The sequence below is a fragment of the Paenibacillus flagellatus genome (assembly GCF_003217775.1).
In the GTDB taxonomy this organism is placed as follows: Bacteria; Bacillota; Bacilli; order Paenibacillales; family NBRC-103111; genus Paenibacillus_AB; species Paenibacillus_AB flagellatus.
Map to the genome: position 1 here is coordinate 652,424 of NZ_QJVJ01000001.1, position 22,797 is coordinate 675,220.

General features: G+C 57.4%; 18 protein-coding genes. 8 read left to right on the top strand and 10 right to left on the bottom strand.

Features of this window, described 5'->3' with window-relative positions:
- Nucleotides 1-169: 169 nt before the first annotated feature.
- From DLM86_RS02905 to DLM86_RS02915, 3 genes are all read left to right on the top strand, one after another.
- Entirely contained in the window at nucleotides 170-1,135 is a 966-nt protein-coding gene (locus DLM86_RS02905) for an ABC transporter permease (RefSeq protein ID WP_110838443.1), read from the top strand.
- Nucleotides 1,136-1,169: 34 nt separating this feature from the next.
- Nucleotides 1,170-2,045, top strand: coding sequence for a carbohydrate ABC transporter permease (locus tag DLM86_RS02910; RefSeq protein ID WP_110838444.1), 876 nt, complete (start codon nucleotides 1,170-1,172; stop codon nucleotides 2,043-2,045).
- A 95-nt stretch (nucleotides 2,046-2,140) separates the two neighbouring features.
- Nucleotides 2,141-3,730: an extracellular solute-binding protein gene (locus DLM86_RS02915; protein WP_110838445.1), complete on the top strand. Its 1,590-nt coding sequence runs from the start codon at nucleotides 2,141-2,143 to the stop codon at nucleotides 3,728-3,730.
- Nucleotides 3,731-3,887: 157 nt separating this feature from the next.
- Here DLM86_RS02915 and DLM86_RS02920 read toward each other — a convergent pair whose 3' ends face one another.
- From DLM86_RS02920 to DLM86_RS02945, 6 genes are all read right to left on the bottom strand, one after another.
- Complete coding sequence (locus tag DLM86_RS02920) at nucleotides 3,888-6,089, bottom strand: helix-turn-helix domain-containing protein (RefSeq protein ID WP_110838446.1); 2,202 nt, start codon at nucleotides 6,087-6,089, stop codon at nucleotides 3,888-3,890.
- Nucleotides 6,090-6,269: 180 nt separating this feature from the next.
- On the bottom strand, nucleotides 6,270-7,271 hold the full coding sequence (locus DLM86_RS02925) for a hydroxyacid dehydrogenase (RefSeq protein ID WP_110838447.1): 1,002 nt from the start codon (nucleotides 7,269-7,271) through the stop codon (nucleotides 6,270-6,272).
- A 63-nt stretch (nucleotides 7,272-7,334) separates the two neighbouring features.
- Complete coding sequence (locus tag DLM86_RS02930; protein ID WP_110838448.1) at nucleotides 7,335-8,228, bottom strand: DMT family transporter; 894 nt, start codon at nucleotides 8,226-8,228, stop codon at nucleotides 7,335-7,337.
- Nucleotides 8,229-8,510: 282 nt separating this feature from the next.
- Nucleotides 8,511-9,377, bottom strand: coding sequence for a carbohydrate ABC transporter permease (locus tag DLM86_RS02935; RefSeq protein WP_110838449.1), 867 nt, complete (start codon nucleotides 9,375-9,377; stop codon nucleotides 8,511-8,513).
- Nucleotides 9,378-9,390: 13 nt separating this feature from the next.
- Nucleotides 9,391-10,299, bottom strand: coding sequence for an ABC transporter permease (locus DLM86_RS02940; RefSeq protein WP_245954312.1), 909 nt, complete (start codon nucleotides 10,297-10,299; stop codon nucleotides 9,391-9,393).
- Between the two features lie 88 nt (nucleotides 10,300-10,387).
- Nucleotides 10,388-11,920, bottom strand: a complete 1,533-nt coding sequence (locus DLM86_RS02945; RefSeq protein ID WP_158289293.1) for an extracellular solute-binding protein — start codon at nucleotides 11,918-11,920, stop codon at nucleotides 10,388-10,390.
- Between the two features lie 394 nt (nucleotides 11,921-12,314).
- Between DLM86_RS02945 and DLM86_RS02950 the strand changes: the two genes are divergently transcribed.
- Complete coding sequence (locus DLM86_RS02950) at nucleotides 12,315-14,555, top strand: helix-turn-helix domain-containing protein (RefSeq protein WP_110838451.1); 2,241 nt, start codon at nucleotides 12,315-12,317, stop codon at nucleotides 14,553-14,555.
- 141 nt (nucleotides 14,556-14,696) lie between these two features.
- Here the strand turns inward: DLM86_RS02950 and DLM86_RS02955 are convergent, their stop codons facing one another.
- Nucleotides 14,697-16,235: an extracellular solute-binding protein gene (locus tag DLM86_RS02955; protein WP_158289294.1), complete on the bottom strand. Its 1,539-nt coding sequence runs from the start codon at nucleotides 16,233-16,235 to the stop codon at nucleotides 14,697-14,699.
- A 579-nt stretch (nucleotides 16,236-16,814) separates the two neighbouring features.
- Here DLM86_RS02955 and DLM86_RS02960 point away from each other — a divergent pair.
- The 3 genes from DLM86_RS02960 (at nucleotide 16,815) to DLM86_RS02970 (ending at nucleotide 19,884) form a co-directional block, all read left to right on the top strand.
- Complete coding sequence (locus tag DLM86_RS02960; RefSeq protein WP_110838453.1) at nucleotides 16,815-17,675, top strand: hypothetical protein; 861 nt, start codon at nucleotides 16,815-16,817, stop codon at nucleotides 17,673-17,675.
- Between the two features lie 140 nt (nucleotides 17,676-17,815).
- On the top strand, nucleotides 17,816-18,496 hold the full coding sequence (locus DLM86_RS02965; protein WP_110838454.1) for a response regulator transcription factor: 681 nt from the start codon (nucleotides 17,816-17,818) through the stop codon (nucleotides 18,494-18,496).
- The gene (locus tag DLM86_RS02970; protein WP_110838455.1) at nucleotides 18,493-19,884 is read left to right on the top strand and encodes a sensor histidine kinase; all 1,392 of its coding nucleotides are present in this window, start codon (nucleotides 18,493-18,495) and stop codon (nucleotides 19,882-19,884) included. Before DLM86_RS02965 ends, DLM86_RS02970 begins: the two co-directional genes overlap by 4 nt.
- Nucleotides 19,885-20,048: 164 nt before the next feature.
- On the opposite strand, the gene DLM86_RS31970 is transcribed toward DLM86_RS02970, so the two are convergent.
- On the bottom strand, nucleotides 20,049-20,192 hold the full coding sequence (locus DLM86_RS31970; protein WP_158289295.1) for a hypothetical protein: 144 nt from the start codon (nucleotides 20,190-20,192) through the stop codon (nucleotides 20,049-20,051).
- Nucleotides 20,193-20,397: 205 nt separating this feature from the next.
- Between DLM86_RS31970 and DLM86_RS02975 the strand changes: the two genes are divergently transcribed.
- Nucleotides 20,398-20,706, top strand: a complete 309-nt coding sequence (locus tag DLM86_RS02975; RefSeq protein ID WP_110838456.1) for a hypothetical protein — start codon at nucleotides 20,398-20,400, stop codon at nucleotides 20,704-20,706.
- Nucleotides 20,707-20,863: 157 nt separating this feature from the next.
- Here DLM86_RS02975 and DLM86_RS02980 read toward each other — a convergent pair whose 3' ends face one another.
- Together DLM86_RS02980 and DLM86_RS02985 are read right to left on the bottom strand one after the other, a co-directional pair.
- On the bottom strand, nucleotides 20,864-22,246 hold the full coding sequence (locus tag DLM86_RS02980) for a hypothetical protein (RefSeq protein WP_110838457.1): 1,383 nt from the start codon (nucleotides 22,244-22,246) through the stop codon (nucleotides 20,864-20,866).
- 220 nt (nucleotides 22,247-22,466) lie between these two features.
- Nucleotides 22,467-22,751: a hypothetical protein gene (locus DLM86_RS02985; RefSeq protein ID WP_110838458.1), complete on the bottom strand. Its 285-nt coding sequence runs from the start codon at nucleotides 22,749-22,751 to the stop codon at nucleotides 22,467-22,469.
- Between the last annotated feature and the right edge of the window lie 46 nt (nucleotides 22,752-22,797).

A 22,797-nucleotide genomic window follows, 5' to 3' on the forward strand; every position in this document is an offset into this window, starting at 1 on the left:
GCTTTGTCATTTATCGCTGCGGTTTTATCATTTTCCGGGAAAGCGTGCGAAAAAACTGATTATTGCGCAATAAAATCGCGGAATGCGAAAGTAAAGCGGAAGCGGCGGGAAACGTTTCCACGGTTTCGGTTTCGTACCCCGAGTCATCCAACGAGAGGAGAAATACGATATGGAAGCTAGGACGGCGGACAACCTCACAGCGTCCGCAAGGGCGCCGGTCCGCAAAACGTGGTGGGCCCGCACCCGAAAAAAATGGTGGCAGGACCGCTATCTGTTTTTGATCGCCTTGCCGGGCGTCTTGTTTTTTATCGTGTACAAGTATGTGCCGATGTTCGGGCTGTCGCTCGCCTTCATCGATTACAATCCGTTTCTCGGCATCTGGGAAAGCGAATGGGTCGGAATGGCTCACTTCAGCCGGATTTTCGACAGTCCGGAAATCAACCGGGTGTTGTGGAACACGCTGGTCATCTCCTTCCTGCAAATCGCGTTCGCCTTTCCGATTCCGATTGTGCTGGCGATTATGCTGAATGAAGTGCGCAATCAACTATACAAGCGCTTCTTGCAATCGATCATTTATTTGCCGCACTTTTTGTCTTGGGTCGTCGTCGTCGGCATCTGCTTTATCTTTTTGCGGGGCGAAGGGATCATTAACGGGGTTTTGAAGGGCTTCGGCATGGGACCGTTCCCGTTTTTGTCCGATCCCGCCCTGTTCAAGCCGTTGATCGTCGCCCAGGTCATTTGGAAGGAAGCGGGCTGGGGCACGATTATTTTCCTCGCGGCGCTTGCCGGCGTCAATCCCGAACAGTATGAAGCGGCCATGATCGACGGAGCGAACCGGTTTCGCCAAATCTGGCACGTTACGCTTCCCGCCATTCGCAGCACGATCGTCATCCTGCTTATTTTGCGGCTCGGCAACGTCCTGGACTCGGGCTTCGAGCAAATCTTCCTCATGCTGAATCCGTTCAACCGCGAGACGGGCGAGGTGCTCGACACTTACGTGTATTTAAAAGGGATCGAGCAATCGGACTACAGCTTCGCGACCGCCGTCGGTTTGTTTAAAGGGCTTGTCGGCCTCGTGCTCGTCATAGCGGCGAATCAGCTGGCCAAGAAATTCGGCGAGGAAGGCGTGTATTGATTCCCCGCCCATCCATCCAAGGAGGTTCCGCAGCATGAAGCATCGGACGTTCGCCGACCGGGTGTTCGACTGGACCAATAGCTTGGCGCTCCTGTTGATCGCCGCGGTTATGCTCGTTCCTTTCCTGTACGTGTTCTCGATTTCGTTTACGACGTATAAGGAATTTTTGCAAAACGATTTCATTTTGCTCCCGAAAACGTGGACGATCGAGGCGTATCAGTTCATTTTCGAGTCGTCCTCCTTCGTCCGCTCGTTGTGGCTGACGGCTGTCATTACGATCGTAGGCACGCTCGTCAATATCGCGATGACGGCCTCGCTCGCCTATTCACTCTCCCGGAATATGTGGGGCCGCGGCACGTTGATGTTTATGGTGTTGTTTACGATGCTGTTCTCCGCCGGGATGATCCCTACCTACATCGTCGTGAAGGAGACGGGATTGCTCGATTCGATCTGGTCGCTCATCCTTCCGGTCGCGATCAGCCCGTTTTATCTGATCGTCATGCGCCAATTTTTCATGGGCATCCCGAACGAGCTGACGGAGGCGGCCGTCATTGACGGCGCGAACGACCTGCAAATCATTTGGAAGGTCATTACCCCGTTGTCGAAGCCGGCCTTGGCCGCTTTCGGGCTGTTCTACGCCGTATCGCATTGGAACAACTACTTTACGGGAGTGCTCTACTTGAACGACCCGGCCAAATGGCCGATACAGGTCATCCTGCGGCAAATCGTAACGAAAAACGAAGCGACGGCTACGCTCGCCAACGCTCAGGCGCTGCTGGAAAACCCGCCGCCGGCGGAGACGATCCAGATGGCCGCCATCCTTGTCGCCACGGTACCGATTCTGATCGTGTATCCGTTTCTGCAAAAGCATTTTGCCAAGGGGGTGATGCTCGGATCGGTGAAAGGATAGGGCGCACCGTTATTCGCCCGCCGGGCACGCGTCCCGCTTGACACGAATCGTTTGACGGCAACAACTTCCATCATTCGAAAGGGGTAACTGCACACATGACCAAAACACGTTGGGTATCGCTTGGAATGGCCGCCGTCCTGGCAGCCGGAACCGTCGCATGCTCCAAAGCCGAGGAGCCGAACAAAGAAACGCCGGGAAGCGGTACGGCCGCTCCTTCGGGTTCCGCCGATGCGAACAAGAAGTTCACGGTAACCGCCTTCAAGTATTTTTACGGCAACCCGCCTCCGGCCGACGGCAAAGGGCTGCAAATGATCAACGAAAAATTCAATATCGACTATAAGCCGAACATGGTCGTGCAGTCGGACTACCTGCAAAAGCTTAGCGCGATCATCGCTTCGGGAGACATTCCGGACATCATCGCCATGGAAGGGCCGGACTCCAATTTCTACAAGTGGGCCAAGCAAGGCGCCTTCCTGCCGCTCAACGATTTTATCCAGCAATACCCGTCGTTTAAGCTCGTCCCCGACAACGTGCTGAAGACCTTCTCCGTCGGCGGCAAAATCTATGCGTTTCCCGGCTATTATCCGCTCACTTATACGCTCACGCCGATGATTCGCCAAGATTGGCTGGATAACCTCAACCTGAAGATGCCGACGAACTACGAGGAGCTGAAGCAGGTCGCGATCGCTTTCACGAAAAACGACCCCGATAAAAACGGCAAGCACGACACGTACGGTCTCGCCATGAGCTTGAACATCAATCCGCAGTACGCGATGGGCGCATACTGGGACTTGGGCGCCTGGTATCACAAGGACGCGCAGGGCCAGCTCATCCCGGGCTTCATCTCGGAGGCGCGCAAAAACCATATTCAATGGATGGCCGACTTGTTCAAGGAAGGCGCCATTTCGAAGGACTTCGCGCTGATGAACTGGGCGCAGGCGAACAAGGAGTTTTATTCCGGCAAAGCGGGTATTTTTATCGGCACCCCGCGCGGCATGAACCAGGATTATATGAAAGGGCTCGTGGACACGAACCCGAACGCGAAGCTGGAAATGATCCCCGCCTTTCAAGCGCCGGACGGCTCCCAAGGATTCGGCTCCAGCAACGGCTATTACGGGATGATCATGCTGAGCGCGAAGCTGAAGGATCAGCCCGACAAAGTCAAGCGCATTCTCGAAATGATCGATTTCGGCCGCAAGTTTTACGCCGCGGATCAGCGCACGAAGGACAACCCGGATTTCGACTGGATTAACGGTATACACGGGCAAGGCTACGTCCTCGAGGACGGTGTGGTCAAAAAGGAAAGCGCGGAAAAGGGGCTGGCTCCTTCCGTCTACTTGCCGGAGACGAACCCGTGGGCGCCGAGCGACGCGGCCAACGAATATTCGAAGACGTACAAGGTGCCGCTGCTGCAGGAAATCGCGGCCAAAGCGGAAAAGATGCATGCGGAGCAAAAGCATTACATGAATCCGGGCGCCTCGGTCTTTTCGGAAACGAGAGCTTCCAAAGGCTCCGAGCTGGACAAAAAGCTGTACGAGGAGCAAACGAGAATGATTGTCGGAGACAAGCCGGTCAGCGATTGGGACAAAATGGTGAAGGAGTATATGGATAACGGCGGCGCTCAAATCATCAAGGAAGTCAACGACGCGATGAAAGCCGAGAACGTGAAAGGCGAGTGGAAATAATCCGCTTCCGGCGCGAGCCGGGAAGAGAGGGTTGAATCGCCGAGAGGGGCGAGGGAACGCGCACGGAGTTTACGCGCTTCCCTCGCCCCTCGTCTTCCACCGCTTCCTCTCTTCCCCCGGCTCGCTTCTTTACACCGTCGCCGTCCGCGCGAATCCCCTACTCCAATCGCTTCCGGTACTCGCTCGGCGTAAGCCCCGTGTACTTCTTGAACATCCGGTTGAACGACGTGATGTTCTGGTAGCCGACCGCCTTGGCGGCGTCGTGGATTTTGATCCGTTCGTCGGCGAGCAGGCTCGTCGCTTTGGCGATCCGGGTTTCGTTGATGTAGTCCACGATGTTTTTGCCCGTCTTCCCTTTGAAGTAAGAGGACAAGTACCCGCTGCTCATCTTCAGCTTGTCGGCCAAGACGTCCAAATAAATGTCCTCGGACAAATGCTCGTGAATGTAATCGATGACGAACGACGTCACCGGATGCTTCTCCTCCTTCTTCTCCTTGACCGCTTCCGCCGTCCGCTTCACCCAGTCGAGCAGCAGAACCTCCAGCTCGGCCATCGTGGCGCATTGATGGACGCTGTCCTCCGCCTTGTCCAGGATCGCCTCCAAGGCGTCCGGGTCCAGCGGATACGGGGTCGTCGCGTTCCGGATTTTGCCCGGCACCGATTCGGCAAACCGCAGCATGACGGCGGCCGTCGGCTCCTTGGCGCGCCACTTCGCGAACAGGCGATCCATCAGGGCGACAAGCTGCGGCACGTTCCCCTCCTTCAAATTCACCTCGAATTCCTTCTCCTGGTCCGGCGAAAAGCCGATCGCCGGCTGCTTCTCGGCACGTTTTCGAATCATTTGCGTCTCGTCGACGAGCAGCCGCTCTCCGATCAGCTCCTGCGCTTCCTCGTACGCGGCGGTAAGCTGGGCCGATTCCGAATAGACCGAGGTGACCGCGATCGTCACGATGCCGTATTGGCGATCATGATCGAACGCTTCCTTCATTTGCTCGAGCAAGCCGATCAAGTCCGTCGGGGAGCCCGTAAAGACGAGGCTCAAAATTTGGTCGCGCTCGATTTGAAACGTCAGCGAATCCGGATAAACCGGCTTGAGCTTCCGGTCGATATACGTTTTCGCATAATAAACCCACTGCTCCATCGAGGGAGGCAAGCCGACGCCGCCTCGGGCGGGATGAATGTGGAACAACAAAAACACGAACGGCTTATCGGCGAAATCGAGAGTCGTGGCATCGCTTTCATGATTGTGTATCGCCTTCAAACGATTCATGAACGACAGCTGCTTCCGGATCAGCTGCGTGCCGCGAATTTCGTCGCTAATGATCGCGAACTCCTTGATCTTCGACCGGTACGGGAAGGGGTCGTTCATCCGGCGAATCGACTCGATCACTTTTTTTAACGGATTGTTGATGCGCGCGGCGAACAAAATCGCGATGACGATGCTGAGCGCTATAGCCGCCGCCGTCGTGGCGATGAGGGTGATGTTCAGCCGGGTTTGGCTCGCGATCCGTTCGACGGGAATGCGGGAGACGTACTTGTAGCCCGTTCCTTCGCCGGTCGTGTAAAAATAATATTTTCCGTTCTCGATGAACTCGCCGCCCCCTGCCGGGAAATCGCCCCGGTCTTTGGCCGGCTCCTGTCCGGAGCTCTTGAACAGCGTACGCCCGGCTTCGTCGTAGACGACGAAGTCTTGATGGACGCCTTGCCGGAACGCCTCGTACATCTTGAGGGCGTCGAGGAAAACGATCATGTAAAAATCTTGAATGTCCGGATTTTTGATCACGATCGGAATCATCTCGCCCAACGGCTGAGGCTTGCCGCGGAAAATCGCGCTGGTGATGACGGCGGCGGGAAAGACGCGGTACGAGTACGGTTCGTCGAACTGCTCGTTCCAGAAGTCAAGCGTGTATACCCCGCTTTTGTAAAAGACGTTGAACATCGCCTCGGCGTCCGTGCTCGTTCCCTTCTCGATCACCAGTCCGTTCCGCTTCGAATACAGCACGATGTTGTCGATGAACAAATACGGGTTGGACACCCATGTCGCGATTTCCCGCACGACGTCGGGAAAATTGGCGTAGTGCGGGGACGTCCGCAGCCGCTGCACTTCTTCGCTGAAATAATACAAATACATTTGCTTTTTGATCAGGTCGAGATGCTTCTCGTAGCTGGCTCTCGTATTGTCGAGCATCAGCGTGTTGTATTTCACGATCTCTTGCCGGACGCTGCGCTTGGAAACCGACATGGAGTACATCGTCAAAGAAGCCAGCAGAAGAATGATGATGAGAAATCCCGCAACGAGCCGTGCAAACAGCGAATTCGACTGGTTTCGGATGAAAAGGATCGGTTGAATATATTTCATACAACCCCCACTTTACTGAATCGCGAATCAGCATCGCCTCGACACGCGGCCGACCGTATTCCCATCTTAACAAACGGGTAAGGCGGCGTAAATCGGCGCCGGGCCGGCGCCATTAGAAAAGGACAGGCCGCCCGTTCCGATCGCCCTGTCCCTTCCTCGCGCTCCGCCGATTCCTTCCGTCTACCTGGGCGTCAGCCTGCGGTAATGGTCCGGCGTCACGCGGCCCAGCAATTCTTCTCCCTTCGCGAAGCGATGCAGCTCGTCGACGATGAAGTCGCACAGCCGGCGCTTCAGCAGGCCGTGAAACCCGCCGATATGCGGTACGCAGAGCGCGTTCGGCAGCGACAGCAGCTCGTGGTCCGGCGGCAGCGGCTCGCGGTCGAATACGTCGAGCGTCGCGTAGATCCGGCCTTTGCGCAGCTCCTCCGTCAACGCCCGCTCCTGCACGATCGCGCCGCGCGCCGTATTGACGAGGAGCGCGCCGTCGCGCAGCCGCGACAGCTGCTCCGCGCCGATCATCCCCTCCGTACGCGGCGTCCACGAGCTGTGGATCGAGACGATATCGCTCCGCTCGAACAGCTCGTTCAGCCCGCACAGCTCGACGCCCTGCTCCGCCGCTTCATCGGGCGGACAGTAGCCCGAATATAGCAGGATGCGGACGCCGAACGGCTTCAGCATCTTGATGACGTGCTTCGAAATTTCGCCGTAGCCGACCAAGCCGACGACCCGGCCCGTCAAGCCAAGCACCGTGTCGCGGAAAGGAACGCTCCATTCCCCGCGCTTGAGCCGGGCGGCGTTCCCCGCCAAGTCCCATGCACCCGCCAGCATGAGCGATACGGTGCACTCGGCGGTCGAGAGCGCCAGCACGCCGTTCGCCGACGTGACGGCGATCGGTGTGGCGAATACGTCCTCCCGGACGATCGACGCGACGCTGCCGGCTCCGTGGCCGATGACCTTCAACCGTTCCGCCCGCGCAAGCGCCTCGGGGGTAAAAAGCGGCGATCCCCACGAGGTGATGCAGGCGTCGTATTCGCCGATTCGCTCGGCCAAATCGTCGCTCGTGAACGGCTCTCCCGCGGTGACGAAGTCGACCTCGGAGAACGTCGCCAGCTTGATCGTCACGGATTCCGGCCACAGCAGCTCGCGCAATCCGGGATCGGCGATCGCAACCAATGTTTTCATGATGCGGGCCTCCTCTCTTTTCCGAAATGATATTTCCGCTCCGGCAGTCCCGCGCAAGAGCCTTTATGCGCTCGCGGTCGGTTCCGCGCGCGTCTTTTTGACCGACGCCGTTACGGTTGCCAGAACGAGCAGACAGCCGCTTACGATCATGCCGACCGTCGGAACGTTGCCGAGCACGATGTAATCGAAGACGGCCGTTATAAAAGGCTCCAGACAAAACACGATCGAGACGACGACCGGCGACAGCTTCCGCTGGCCGAACGACTGCAGCAGATTGGAGACGATGGAGACGATGACGATCATATACGCGATCCCCGCCATCGTAGAGACGTCCGCCGGCACCGCATGAACGGCCAGCCAGCCGGAATGGAATATGCCGTAATACGCAACGACCAAGGCGAAGTAAAACGCCGTTCCCGCCACGGTCAAAAAAGAAACTTGGACGACCGATACCCGCTCCCGCTGCAGCAGCTGGTTCATGATCACGATCGTGTACGCATAGCCGATCATGCCGATCAGCGCCAAGCCGTCTCCCAGCTGAAGCGTCAGCTTGTAAGGCTCGATCAAAAACGTGATCGCGCCCAGCGAGATGCCGATCGCCACCTTCTCTCGCAGATGAATGGGCGTTCGGTAGTGGATATACTGCAGCAGCGGCACGACGCCGATGATCAGGCTGTTGATGACGACGATTCGGGTCGGCGTCGTATACTGAACGGCATAGATCGAGAAGAAGCTTAATATGAAGTTGGCCAGCCCGAGCCGAAACAGGCCGACGGACCACAGCCGCCATTTCATGCCCCGGACGGATTTGTAAAAAACGACGGCGTAGATCGCGGTCACGAGCGCATAGCGCCAAAATTGAAACAGATCTTTCGGATACGCGGCGGTCGAATCCTTCATCACGATATAAGAAAAGCCCCAGATGACCACCGTTACAAGCAAACATAGATGCGCCATGGCACGCCTCGATTCACACCGTATTGCCCCCCGTTGTTCCGTAAATCCGAACCGGACCCGTCAAGCCGCAGGAACGCAGCATGAAGTCCGGCATATACGACAAGCCCGACGGTGAAACGAACACCGGTCCAGCCAGTCGGGCTCGGCCTCGCCTCGCGAAGCGGACCGAGCAGGTTGCGGGGGCTGCCGACTACTTCGATCCCGATCCGGTCGAATCCTTCCTCGAGGCTGCCGATAAATCGTCCGGACCGGGGCTCGCCGCGGGATGGCGTGCTCGTGCTTTCACCCTTTCACCGATCCGATCATGACGCCTTTGACGAAATGCTTCTGGATGAACGGATAAACGAGCAAAATCGGCAGCGTCCCGACGAGAATGACGGCATACTTCAACGACTCCAGCACGATCGGCTTGTCGCCCATCACGGTCGTCACGGTCGTGTCCGTAAGCTGGCCGATCAGGACGATGTTGCGGATCGTCACCTGAAGCGGATACAGGCTCGCATCCCGCAAATAGATCAGCGCGGAGAAGAAGTTGCCCCAGATGGCCACGGCATAAAACAACCCGATCGTCAGCATGACGGGCTTCGACAGCGGAAGCACGACCCGGAGCAAAATGCCGAGGTCCGACAACCCGTCGATTTTGCCGGCCTCCTCGAGCTCCCGCGGAATGCCTTGGAAAAACGTCCGCATGACGATCAAATAATACGAGGAGACGAGGCCCGGCAGCACCATCGCCCAGATCGTATCCAGCAGGCCGTAGCTGCGGACGACGAGGTACGTCGGGATCATGCCTCCGGAGAACAGCATCGTGAACACGATCAGCAGCATGAACGTTTTGCCGAACACGAGGTTCCGTCTGGACAGCGGATACGCTCCCATCGTCGTGAACAGCAGCGAAAGCGACGTCCCCAGGACGACGTAGAGGATCGTGTTTTTATACCCGATCAAGATGCGCTCGTCCTTCAAAACGGACGCATAGGCGTCGAAGTGGATGCCCTTCGGCCAGATGGAGATCCGGTTGCCGGTTACGTATTCCGGGGAGCTCACGGATACGGCCGCCATATGGAGGAACGGGAACAGCATGACGCACACGACGACGGCCATCAGCACGACGTTGACGATATCGAACAGATTCCATTTCGCTCTCATAGACTGCCCTCCTCTACCACAAGCTCGTCTCCCCTAGCCGGCGGCTGATCTGATTGCTCGCGTAGACGAGCAGGAAGCCGATGACCCCCATGAACAAGTCGATCGCCGTCGCATAGCTGAATCCCCCCTGCAAAATGCCGACCCGGTATACATATGTGGAGATGACGTCCGACGTATCGTACGTGGCCGGATTGGACAGCAGGAACACCTTCTCGAAGCCGATTTCGAGAATATTGCCGATTTCCAATATGAACATGATTACGATCGTCGTCGCGATGCCGGGCAGCGTGACGTGCCGCGTCTGCTTCCACCGGCCGGCGCCGTCCATCTTCGCCGCCTCGTATAGCTGCGGATCGACGGTCGTCATGGCGGCCAAATAAATGATGGAGCCCCAACCCACATGCTGCCATACTTCCGAGCCGACGTAGACGGTGCGGAACCATTCCGCCTCCTGCAAAAAATTGACGGCCGGAAACCCGAGCGCTTGGATCGCATGGTTGATCCATCCTCTGCTCGGCGACAGCAGCATGACGATCATGCTCGAGACGACGACGGTGGACAAGAAGTGCGGAAGATAGCTGATCGTCTGTACGAACCGCTTGTATAGCGAGCTCCGCAGCTCGTTCAGCAGAAGCGCCAGCACGATCGGCGCGGGAAAGCCGAACAGCAGCTTGTATCCCCCGAGCAGCACCGTATTTTTGATAATGACGAGCGCATCGCGGTTTTGGAAAAACAGGGTGTAATATTTCAGTCCGACCCACGCGCTTTCGCCGATTCCTTTGAACAGATTGTAGTCCTTGAACGAGATGACGATCCCGAACATCGGCACGTACCGGAACAGGACGTAATAGACGAGCACGGGCGCCAGCAGCAGGACGAACGTCCGGTCTCGCTTCAATTGGCTTAAGATGGATGTCTTCAATACCGGTTCTCCTTCCGGAAGCGACAGGGCCGAGCGGACCGTCCGCGTACGGTCCGTCCGGCCTCTCGCCGTCGTAGCGCTGGCGCTCCTACTTCTTGATGTTCCGCTTCAGCCGATCCAGCCCGATCTGGTACGCGTCGATCAGCTTCTGCGAGCCGAGCCTGTTCAGTTCGGCGAGGAAGGCGTCCCACTGCGACATGGGGGTCTCGCCCATTATGAACTTGGCGACGGAGCTCTCGTAATATTTATTCACTTGCTCCTCCGTCATCGCGATCGCGCTCTTTTCTTCATTCGTCAGAGGCGGCAGCGCGTTGATGACGGGGAAGTGATACTTCGCCGCTTCCGTGAACGAATACCGTTCGTTGTCGTTGCTGAGCGACATCGACGCTTCGAAGTCGGCCCATCCGTAGGCGCCGGCCGTCAAGATGCCCATTTCCTTGCGCAGGTCGTTCGGCTCTTTGAACTGCGGCAAAAATTTCCGTATGCCGTTCTCGATCGTGTACGTTTCGCCTTCTTTCCCCCAGCTCAGAAGGTCTCTCCCTTCCTTCGAGTAGATGAAGTCGAGATAGCGAAGCGCGGCGTCCAAATTTTTCGTCTTCGAGGAGACGGCGAAGCCGAATTCCTCGTAATCCGCCTTCGCGATATACGCCTTGTCGCCGTAGCCGAGCGGAGGCGGCATAAATTTCAGGTGCGCGCCGTTCTGAAGCTGCGAGTTCATAATTTCGATCTGCCCGATGAACTGGATCGTCATGAACGACTTGCCCGTCGCGATGAACTGCGTCCACGCTTTGTAGTCCATCGAGAGCCAATCCGGCGGAATCAAGCCTTCCTTATACAATTTGTTCAGGTACTCGATCAATTTTTTGAACCCCGGATCGGTGACGCCGTGCTTGATCTTGCCGGTCGCCTTGTCCTCGAAGAAGCCGGGATAAACGCCGAACGCCGGGCCGAAGCTTCTGAGCGTGCCTACGCCGTGGCGGAAGACGAACGGATAGCTGTCGGGATACAGCTGCTTCAGCTTCTTCGCCGTTTCGTACACCTCGTCCCACGTCTTCGGCTCTTGGAGCGAATGCTTCTTGAAAATATCGTCGCGGTAAAACCAGACGACCTGATTGCCCGACCCCGCCCCGTCGTTCAGCACATGGTACATTTCTCCTCCGGGCGACGTCATCCGTTGGGCGACTTCGGGCTTCGCGGCCAGAAACGCTTTCAGGTTGGGCATTTTGTCCAAATGCTTGGACAGATCGAGGAAAGCGCCTTGCGGCCCGTACTTCTGGGCGTCCGCCGGGAACACGGAGAACAGGTCGGGCATATCGCCCGACGAGATCGCCAGCGCCATCGATTCCGGACCCGTTTGCGTCTCCTGCTGGATCGTAATGTTCGTTTGTTCTTTGATCCATTTCCAGACGGCCCAATCTTTCTTGACCGGCCATGCCGGCGAATTCTCGGTCAAGATGCGCAAGGTCGCCGCCGGCGCCTTCGATTCGCCCGTCGACGAGCCCGGATTCGGCGTATTCGTCGAACCGGCCGTATCGCCCCCTTTGCCCGCACATCCCGCGACAAGCGCGGCGATCAGCGTGAAGATCAATACCCCGTGACCCGCTTTGCTTTTTCGTCTCAAGCTGCATGCACCATCCCTTATTTTTGACTGTCGATCGGGAACCTGCTCTTACGCCGTAATCGCTTTCAGCTGCGGGCTCCCTTCCGTACCGTCATCATAAGGCATTGCCGTCGACAGGGTAAATGAACGGTCCTTCCGGACTTGCAACTTCCTTTCGTTTTTCTGAGAAAAGTATCAGCTTCCGCAAAAACGCCCATCCGATTTCGCCGCCCCCGTATAGGATAAGGAAAACGCCCTTTTCGGGAAAGAATCGGATTTTTCGATGATCTCCTGATTTATCGCGATTCGGACGAATCGTGAAGCAGTGAAAAATACGATGATACCCGAATGCGTCCGCATTATGGTTTAATAGGGATAATGGAGTTTGCCGGAACTAATCCCGAGGTGAGCAACGATGCCGGAAGAGAAATCCCCCTCGTCGGGCGCGTCGGCCGGATTCCGATTCAAGGAATACACGTCGTCGCTGTTCGTTCGATTATTGTTCAGTTTTTTGATCGTGATCGCCTTGCTGGTTTCGTTCATTTTATATTCCGTCGTGTTTTACAGAGGGAGCGTCAAGGACGAGATCATAAAGTACAACACGCTCAACCTGCAAAAGACGACGGAAAATTACGAAAACCTGATCGCCACGATCCGCAGCTCGGTACTGACCTTTTCCTTGGAGCTGCAGGAAGATCCCGGACAAAGGGTCAATTATTTGAATGCGATCTCAACGATGCAGAAGCTGCAGCTCGTGTTGTCCAACCGGTCGTTATACTTGGATAACATCGTTCTCCTGTATGAAAAGACCGGCTTCGCTTTGGAAAAAAGCCGCGGAGCCGACATCGACGTCATGTTCGAACGGTATTACAACAGTCCCGATTACGATCCGGCTTTCTGGAACCGCCAATTCGGCGAGCCGTTCAAGTTCCGGGTGCTGCCCGCCTCTCTTTTCGCGGAGTCGGATGCGAAGAACCGTTCGGACGAGCGGACGCTGCTGCCGATTATCGTCAAGAACGAGCAGCTTTCGAACTTTTATATGATTGCCATGGCGGACGCGGATTCGATTTACGCCGAGCTGCATCGGTCGAACAGCGGGAACTTTTATATATTGGACGAAAGCAATCGGCCCTTATATGCTTCCCCCCGCTCCGGTCCGAGCTCCTTTCCTCCGTTCGCCGAACCGTCCGGGTATGTCGTCAAGGATAACGTCTACTACTTCTATATGAAAGGCGCGAACGGCCTGACGTATCTGAACGTCGTTCCGGATACGACCATTTCGAGCCAGGTCCGCTGGAATTTCTCGTTCGTGCTGCTGCTCGTCTTGACCGTCGCCATTAGCGTGGCCGCTTCTTTCCTGCTGAGCGCGCGCCTCAATTCGCCCGTGAAGCGGATTATCGAGGCGATCCAGAGGTGGAACGCCCCCATGCCGTGGGACAGCGGCGGAATCAAGGAATTCGATGTGATCCACGACAAAATCAGCGACATTTTGAAGTCGAGCCGGGATATCCGCCAGGACATATCCGACAAAGAGTCGCTGCTGCGGTATTACGCGTATTCCAACGCGTTGAAGAACATCCGGCACGATCAAGGGGGCGGCACGTCCTGGCTCCCGGCGGATCGTCCCTTCGTGCTGCTGCTGTTTCGGGTCGAGTACAAGCCGATGCTGCGTCAGGTCGAGGTGGAGGAGGATCGCGCCACCTCGTTCATCCGGGAATATATCGGCCGGATTATCGCGCAATCGTATGCCGACTCCTTGACCTTCCAGATGGAGAAGGATCAAATCTTGTCGATCGTCTTCACGGAGCCCGACGATCCGGGCGTCGGCCGCACGCTGGAGCAAATTCGCCGCATGCTCGATGCGGAGCGGGAGTATTGCTTCCTGACGATAGCGGCATCGGGCGGCACGGACGATTGGAACGAAGCTTACGAGATCGGGCTCGAGAAGCTCAAGCGAAGAACGTTCAACGACGAGACGCAGCTTATAGCGGAGACTGTGGAGCAAGACGAGGAACTGCTCCTCTCCCCGTCCCAGGAAGCGGAATTGGACGCCAACCTGTACGGCGGGAACGACGCTTTCGTGCTCCAGCTGGTCCGACGGGTGCTCGGCAAAATGAAGAAGCGCGATCAAAGCGCGCAAGGCGTCCTGCAATTCGCCGAATCGATCATACTTCGCACGCAGAAAAGCTTGCAGCAGCGCCATCTCGATCCGGCGCCCGCGCGACATGCGCTCGCCGAATTGCCGAAATGCCACACCTACGAGCAGCTGGACGCGCTGCTGGCGTCGATGATCCGGCACGCGTCGCTTCTCGTCCGGGAGGTCAAAGAGAAGCGCGACCATATCATTCAATTCGTCTACGACTATCTCGAGAACAACTACGACAAAGATATTACGCTGGACCTGGTCGCGGACAAGCTGAACATCTCGCGCAGCTACTTGTCCTCGTATTTCAAGGAAAAAACCGGCACGTACTTCGTCGACTACGTCAATTCCGTCCGGATCGAACAGGCGAAGAAGCTGCTGCTGAAGCCGGATATCCGCATTCAGGACGCCGCGTTGTCCGTCGGCTACCAGAACATCAACTCCTTCAATCGGATGTTCAAGAAATTTACGGGCGTCACGCCCAGCGAATTTCGCAAAGACAAGCTGGTGTAACCGTGTCGCGGCTATATATGCAAAGCCGAAAAACCTCCGTCGTTCACTCGAAAGAATGATCGACGAAGGTTTTGTTTTTTACCTGCGCGCTACGGTATCGATTCATCAGCCCGGGTAACAATCGACTTCGACTCTTGCCGGCTATTTCTTCGCTTTTATTCGATCCAATCCGGTCTGGTAGACGCCGAGAAGCTTCTGCAGACCCATTTTATCCAGCTCGCTCACGTATGCGTCCCATTGCGACAGCGGCGTTTCTCCCAAAATGAATTTGGTCACGGACGTTTTGTAATATTTTTCGATCTGGTCCTGCAAGGCGGAGATGGACATGCTCTCTTCCGGCTTCAACGGCGGCAGCACCTCCACGATCGGGAACCGGTATTTCTCCGCTTCCTGATAAGAGTAGCGTTCGTTGTCGTTGCTGAGCGACATCATCGCCTCGTAATCGAACAGTCCGTACGTTCCGGCCGTCATGATGCCCGCTTCCTTGCGCAAGTCGACGGGCGTTTTGAATTGGGGCAGCAGTTTGCGTTTGCCGTTTTCGTACGTGTACGTTTCGCCTTCTTTCCCCCAGCTGAGAATGTCCTTCCCCTCTTTGGAATAAGCGAAATCGAGGAAACGCAGCACGGCGTCCAATTTTTTGGTCTTGGACGATACGCCGAAGCCGAACACCTCGATGTCGCCCTTCGGCAAGTAAGGCTTGCTGCCTTTTCCGAGAGGAGGCGGCATGAATTTCAGATGGGCTCCGTTTTTCAGCTCCGCGTTCATCGTTTCGATCTGGCCGATATATTGAACCGTAATGAACGACTTGTTCGTCGTGATGAATTGCGTCCACGACTTATAATCCATGGAAAGCCAATCCGGCGGAATGAGACCTTCCTTGTTGAATTTGTACAAATATTCGATCAACGTTTTGAAGCCCGGATCGGTCGCGCCGTACTTCATTTTGCCGGTATTCATATCCTCGTGGAACGACGGGTAAATGCCGAACGACGGGGCGAACGTAGACATCGTACCCAAGCCGTGGCGGAAGACGAACGGGTAGCTGTCCGGGTACAGCTGCTTCAGCTTCTTCGCCGTCTCGTACAATTCGTCCCACGTTTTCGGCTCCTGCAGGTTGTGCTGCTTGAATATATCGTCGCGGTAAAACCAGACCATCTGGTTGCTGACGCCGGAGCCGTCGTTCAGCAGCTGGAACATTTCCCCGTCCGGCGACGTCATCCGTTGAGCGACATCCGGTCTGGAGGCGAGAAACGCTTTTACGTTGGGCATTTTGTCCAAATGTTTGGATAAGTCGAGAAAAGCGCCTTGCGGCCCGTACTTCTGGGCATCGCCGGGGAAGATGGAGAACAGGTCCGGCATATCGCCCGACGCGATCGCAAGCGCCATCGATTCCGGCCCCGTCTGCGTCTCCTGCACCATCGTGATGTTCGTTTTTTCCTTCACCCATCTCCACACGGCCCAATCCTTTTGCACCGGCCATGCCGACGCCAGCTCCGTCAAGATGCGAAGAGTCGCCGGCTCCGGCTTCTTGGCCGTTGCCGATGTGCCCGGCGGCGAGTCGGCTTGGGATGCGTCCTGCTGCGGCTCCGTTTTGGCTCCCGCACCGGAGCATCCCGCAAGCAGCGCCGTTACGAGAACGAGCGCAAGCGCCCCAACCTTTTGTCGCTTCCTTCGGTTCAATGAAATCCCCATCCCTTCGTTTGGATTTGGTTCGAGTCTCCGAGCAGCTAACGTCCGAAGGCCATGTATCCGCTTACAGTTAGTTCTCGCCTCCTCATACCGTCATCATAAGGCGTGCAGCGGAATCCGGTAAATAAACGGAACCGTTGAACATGCAATTCCTTTCCGTTTTTCTGATAAAACGATCAGGTTCTGAAAAAACGATCAGGTGCGGCTCCCCTCTTCCACCTGCCCGCCTCATCCGCGCGGGCGGCGGCATTCGGCGCGAGCCGGGAAGAGAGACTGTATCGCCGAGAGGGGCGAGAGAAAGCAGCGCAGCGTTTACGTGCCTCATTTGAAATCGCGTCCCTGCCTTCCTCCCATTCCGAGGGACGTGATTTCAACGGGAGGCCGGCGCGCTTTTCTCGCTCCTCGCCTTTCCGCGCTTCCTCTCTTCCCTTCGCTCCCGAGCGTCGCCGTACGCGCGCTCCCCCTTTCACAATTTCCCACAATCTTCTCATCTTTTCCCCTCAATCGTCCGGTACATTGATCGTGTAGGCTCCCTGGCCTGTCCCCACGATCCGATAGGAGGATGAACGGATGAAACGGTTGAACGGTTGGAAAAAAACGATGCTGCCCGCCGCACTGGCACTCGCCTTGATCATACCGGCGGCCGCGTACGCCGCCGAACAGAGCGGCCAAAGCGACGGCTCCGGCTCGGCCCCGAGCGCGGACAGCTCCGCACCCGCACAGCCCGGCGGCAAAGCCCGCTTCGGCAAAGGGCACGGCGGCTTCGACCATCGCGGACCGGGTGGCTTCGGCGGCGGGACGTTGTCGAAGACGATCGGCGACAAGCAGGTGAACCAGCGCAAATATATGGAGCTGCTTGCCGAGAAATACGCCCCGGACACGTTGGCCGATTGGCAAGCCGCCCTCGATCGGCAGGAAGCGCTCGGCGAAGAGCTGAAGGCGCTGCTGCAGGACCAAGGCGTGCACGACGCGCTCAAGGCGCAAAAGGAAGAGCTGCAGCAGCAATGGAAGACAAAACGGGACGAGCTGAAGCAGAAGCTCGAGAACGGGGAAATCACGAAGGAGCAGCTGCGCGAGCAAGCGAAGGACGGCTCGTTGCCGTTCGGCCGTGGCATCAAGGGCGGCGTTTGGGAAGGCGACGCCGCGGAGCTCCAGGATGCGCGGACGCACCGCCAAGAGCTGACGGACGCGATCAAAGCGGATAACGCTGACGGAATCCGCGCCGCACTCGCGAACGTACTCGGCGACGTGAAGCAGGCGAACGACGCGATCGCCGCCAAAATCGCCGAGCTGAAGCCGAAGGCGACCGGCCAGACGGTGCAGCCGAAAGCTCCGAAGCAGTCGCAACCCGACGCGCAAGCGCAAAGCCCAGCGAAAACGCAAAGCTGGAAAGCGCAAAAAGCGAACGCTTCCTCCGCAAGCACCGTTTGACGGAAGCGCAGCCTAACAAACCGCCGCCGATGTGCCGGCCGGCTATCCGAGAGACGCCCGCGGGCGTCTCTTTTTCGTATGTCGGGTGGTATAATAGCGATTGTAGGCAACGTCATGAGAAGGAAGAAGGAGGAGCAGCCGTGTCGTATCGCATCCATCTCGTGGAGGACGAAAGCAACTTGAATCAAGTGTTGACCACCTACTTGCGCAAGGAAGGCTGGGACGTCCGCAGCTTCCCGAACGGCGAGTCGGCGCGTGCCGCCATCGGCGACCGGCCTCACTTGTGGATACTCGATATCATGCTGCCGGACGTGGACGGCTTCCAGCTGATCCGCGAAATCAAGCTCGATTCGCCCGCCATCCCGGTCATTTTCATCTCCGCGCGCGACGCCGACCTGGACCGGGTCATCGGCCTCGAGATGGGCAGCGACGACTACTTGGCCAAGCCGTTCCTGCCCCGCGAGCTCGTCATCCGCACGCGCAAGCTGCTGGAGCGCATTTACGCCCTGCCTCCGGTCGGAACGCCGCCGGCAGCGGGCATCTCCGTTCCTCCTTATCGGATCGACGAGACGAGACGGCTCGTGTACCGGAACGACGACGAAATCGAGCTGACGTCGAAGGAGTTCGATTTCGTCCTGTTTCTGGCGCAAAACCGCGGGCAAGCGTTCTCCCGAGAGCAAATGCTCAACCGGATCTGGGGCGAAGATTATTTCGGCACCGACCGCGTCGTCGACGATCTCGTCCGCCGCATCCGCAAAAAACTGCCCGAGCTTCGGCTCGAAACGATATACGGGTACGGGTACCGGATGGTGCAGGCGTGAAAAACAAGCCTTTGTTCGTCCAAATCTGGCTCGTCGTCACGGCCGTTACGACCGGCATCGGCTTGCTGCTGCTGGCGGTCATTCCGCTGTTTCTGGGCAATTATTTTACGAGGGAAATTTACAGCACGATCGAGGACGCGCAAAACTCGCTCTTCGCCGGAAGGCAGAAGGACCGGTTCGCCGACCGGTGGCTCGAAGGCCCGCCCGCGTTCGAGCGCGACCAGGAGCAGCAAAACATCCGCACCGTCCGTCACGTGCTCATGACCGAGGAAGGCAAAATGACGCCGAATCTCGCCACGTTCCCGGCCGAATTCCGCCAACGGCTCGTCGCGCAAGCGCGTTCGCAAACGGTGCAGGTGCAGCGCTACGACGCCGGATGGAGCGACGAAAAAATTTATTACATGATCCGCATGGAGACGTATCGCGGGAGCAAGCTGTACATCGTCTCCTACATGTGGGACGCCCACCGGAACAAGCTGGTGAAGGAGCTGTCGTCCCGCCTCTTTCTGATTTTGGGCCTCGTGCTGCTGTTCAGCTGGATGCCGGCGCTCTGGCTCGCCAAATATTTGTCGAACCCGCTCGTCAAGCTGGAACGCTACGTCCGGCATATCGCCGACCGTAGGTGGGACGAACCGCTCGACCTGAGCCGCAAAGACGAAATCGGCCGATTGGCGGCGGCGATGGAGCGGACGCGTGCGCAGCTGCTGCGCCAGGACGAGACGCAGCAGTCGCTGCTCCAGCACATTTCCCACGAGCTGAAGACGCCCGTCATGGTCATCCGCAGCTATGCGCAGTCGATTCAGGACGGCATCTACCCGAAGGGCGATTTGGAGACGTCCGTCGAAGTGATCGATCAAGAGGCGGAGCGTCTCGGCAACCGGATTCGGGCGCTGCTCTATTTGACGAAGCTGGACTATTTGTCCGCGCACGAACCGCCCTCCCGCGATACGGTCCGCTTCGACCGGCTCGTCGAGGAGGTCGTCGACCGGCTGCGGTGGCAGCGTCCGGAGCTCGATTGGAAGCTGCGCCTCGAGCCGCTGTCGATTACGGGAGACCGGGAGCAGTGGACGATCGCGCTGGAAAATGTACTGGACAACCAAATCCGCTACGCCGCTTCCGTCATAACGGTAACCGTCGAGGACGGGGGACCGGATGGCGGGGCGGGGGCGATTGCGATCGGCAACGACGGCCCGCCGATCGAGCCGGACATGCTGGGCGAGCTGTTCGGCCGGTTCCGCAAAGGCCGCAAAGGCGAGTTCGGCCTCGGGCTCGCCATCGTCAAGCGGATCGCCGGACTCCATCAAGCCTCCGTCCGCGCGGCCAACGTACCGGGAGGCGTCGAATTCCGCATCGAATTCGGGCACCCGCACCGGTCCGAGGCTCGCTAAACCATTTCGCCCGACTAGCCGTACGGCGAACAAGCAAATCTCCGGCCCGACGCCCGGCTTGCTTGTTCGCGTTTCGCGGATTGCCCAAAGGCTTGAACACCATTCGCACAATCAGCGAAAAAAAAGCCCGAGGACGAATCCGGGGCTCCCGATACATGCAGAGGTCAAATTTGATTTTCGATCGACGAGCAGTATTGTTTGATTTTCGACAGCTCGTTGCGGATCGCTTCATCGGTCGTCATGTTTTGCAGCTTGTTGCAGCTTTCGACGATTTTCTGCGCATGCTCCTTCACTTGATGGCTGGCCATTCGCGTTTCACCTCCTGCAATTTCCACCTTCTAGGATGCTCCGTTCGCTCGCCCTCTATGCGGCTTTCGCCGACATAAACAGCAGCGGGACCGCATATATTTCATTTCATAAATCGGACATAAAGTTGTCCCCGATCCGCCATAACCGGCGCCTCTCCGCTACGGGCAAGCGAGGTATAATGGAATTAAGCAAGGAGGGATCAGGATGGAAGCCATGAACAGTGTCCAAGAGCAGACGACGACGGGAACGACCGCTTTCGATCCGTTTTACGTGGAGTTCAAGCACGCCGCCCATTTGCCCCAGTGGCTGAAGCTGCAGCACGAGGTCCGCGCCGGGCTGGAGAAACTGATGGCCGAATCGGTCCGCGTCGTACCTCCGGTCGAGCTCGCCGCGCGACTGGACGCGCTCAACGACCGCATCGCCGCTTACAACGACCATGTCCCCAACGTTTATTTGCGAAAGCCGGCGCTGACCCCCGCCAATTGGACGGATCAGTACGAGAGCTGGCAATAATTCGGCAGTCTGTATAGAAAAAAGCGTCGAGGCCGCCTCGACGTTTTTTGTTTTGGAGCGTGCAATAAGGCAGAGTGCGGATCGCAAGGGGTGGAATAACGTCGCATATAGGAAAAGCCCTCCGGGTCGTTCCCGGAGGGCGTAACGAACGATTCGCTTACTTTTTGTACCCGCTCGTCGACAGAATGGTCGAGATTCGGCTCGCCGCGTCGGACTTGATCCGGCTAAGCTCTTCCTTTGTCGTCTTCTTGTCGTTGCGGGCGGCGAAGTCGATGCTCTGGTTCATCGAAGCGACCAGCTTGTCGAGCAGCTCCTGACGGTTCATCCCGGACGCCTGCACGAGGGTTTGGCCCGAAGCCAAGGCGTCCAAGATGTCGCTGTCCTTCCGGTCGGCCAAGGACGCCACATGGCTGACGATGAACGACAAATCGCGTTCCACGACTTTTTCATAGTCGACTTCCGGTGTGTTATGGGCGATGTCGTCATAACCGCTCGTCGAGATGATCGTCGAAATCTTGCTCGCCGCTTCCGATTTGATCTTGCTCAGCTCTTCCGGGGTCGTCGACTTGTCGTTGCGCGCCGAGAAGTCGATGCCCTGGTTCATCGTCTCGACGAGACGGTTCATCAGCTCTTCGCGCTTCAGCCCGGAAATTTCGGCCAAACTTCTGCCTTGCCGGAGCGATTCCCGGACCGAGTCGTCCGTCCGATCCGCGATCGAGGCTACTTGTCCGACCAAGGTAGCGAGCCCGCGCTCCACGACTTTGGCGTAATCCGGCTTCGGAAACCGAAGGGACGTATCGTCATAGCCGCTTGTCGAGATTATCGTCGAAATTTTGTCGGCCGCCTCCGATTTGATTTTGGCCAATTCCTCCGACGTAGTCAGCTTGTCGTTGCGAGCGGCGAAATCGATGCTTTGATTCAGCGATCCTATCAATTTATTGTACAGTTCTTCGCGATTTAGTCCCGAAGCTTCCACAAGCGTTTTGCCTTGGCGAAGCGAATCCCGGATCGCCGATTCCGAACGATCGGCGTACGCCGACACGCTGACGACCAGCGTCGACAAGTTGTTGGAGACGATTTTGGCGTAGTCCGGTTTCGTCGCGTTGCGCTTCAAATCGTCATAGCCGCTCGTCGTGATGATGGTCGAGATTTGGCTTGCCGCTTCCGATTTGATCCGATTCAACTCTTCCGCCGTAACGGACTTGTCGCCGCGCGCCGCGAAATCGATGCTTTGATTCATCGATTCGACGAGCTTTTCCAGCAGCTCCCGGCTGGTCATTCCGGACACCTTCACCAAATCGTCCCCGCGGGCGAGCGATTCCCGGACCGAGCTGTCGTCCCGGCCGGCGAGCGAAGCTACATGCCCGACGATATACGTCAAGTTGCGCTCCACGACCGCCTTATAATCGACCTGACTTACAACCGACGTCTCCGATGCGTAAACCGTTCCTCCGATGCCGGACAAGCTGCCTCCAAGCAATACCGCCGCGGCCAAGCCTCCGATAACGATTCCTTTCCTTGCCAATTTCAATGGTTTCATGTTTGTTCTCCATCCTATCTTTTTTTATCTATATTGTTCTCTCTCCGTTATTCATTGTAGGAAATATTTGCTTCTCCCAAATCGGACCCGCGAACGTTTTTCGAGCCGGACTTTAGTCGAGGTCGTTCTCGGACCTCCGTCATAGCCCATGCCGAAGAGCCCCTGCCCGAATGGGCAAGGGCTCTTCCTTATCAGGCAAGAGGCACGTCAGAAACGCCTCTTACTCGTTCTCCGAAGCCGGGGTATCCGCCTGCCGTTCGGCGACGGCCTCCTTCGCTTCGTTCACGTCCATCTGGTCCGGATACAAGGCGTTCACGTATTGGACCGTATCCGCATACTGCAGCAGCGTCCGGCCGAACGTCTCGGCGTTGTCGTACGCTTCGCTCTCCGGCAAGTCGGCGTCGTCGCCGGACGAATCGCGGAACGCCTCCGGTTCGGCGGCCATGCCGGCGTCCGCTTCGGTCGCCGCCTCCCGCTCGTCGGCGTAATGGTCGAGATCGGACATGGGGAAATCGCTCCTTTTGCTCCGTAATGTACGTACTGGTTATCGT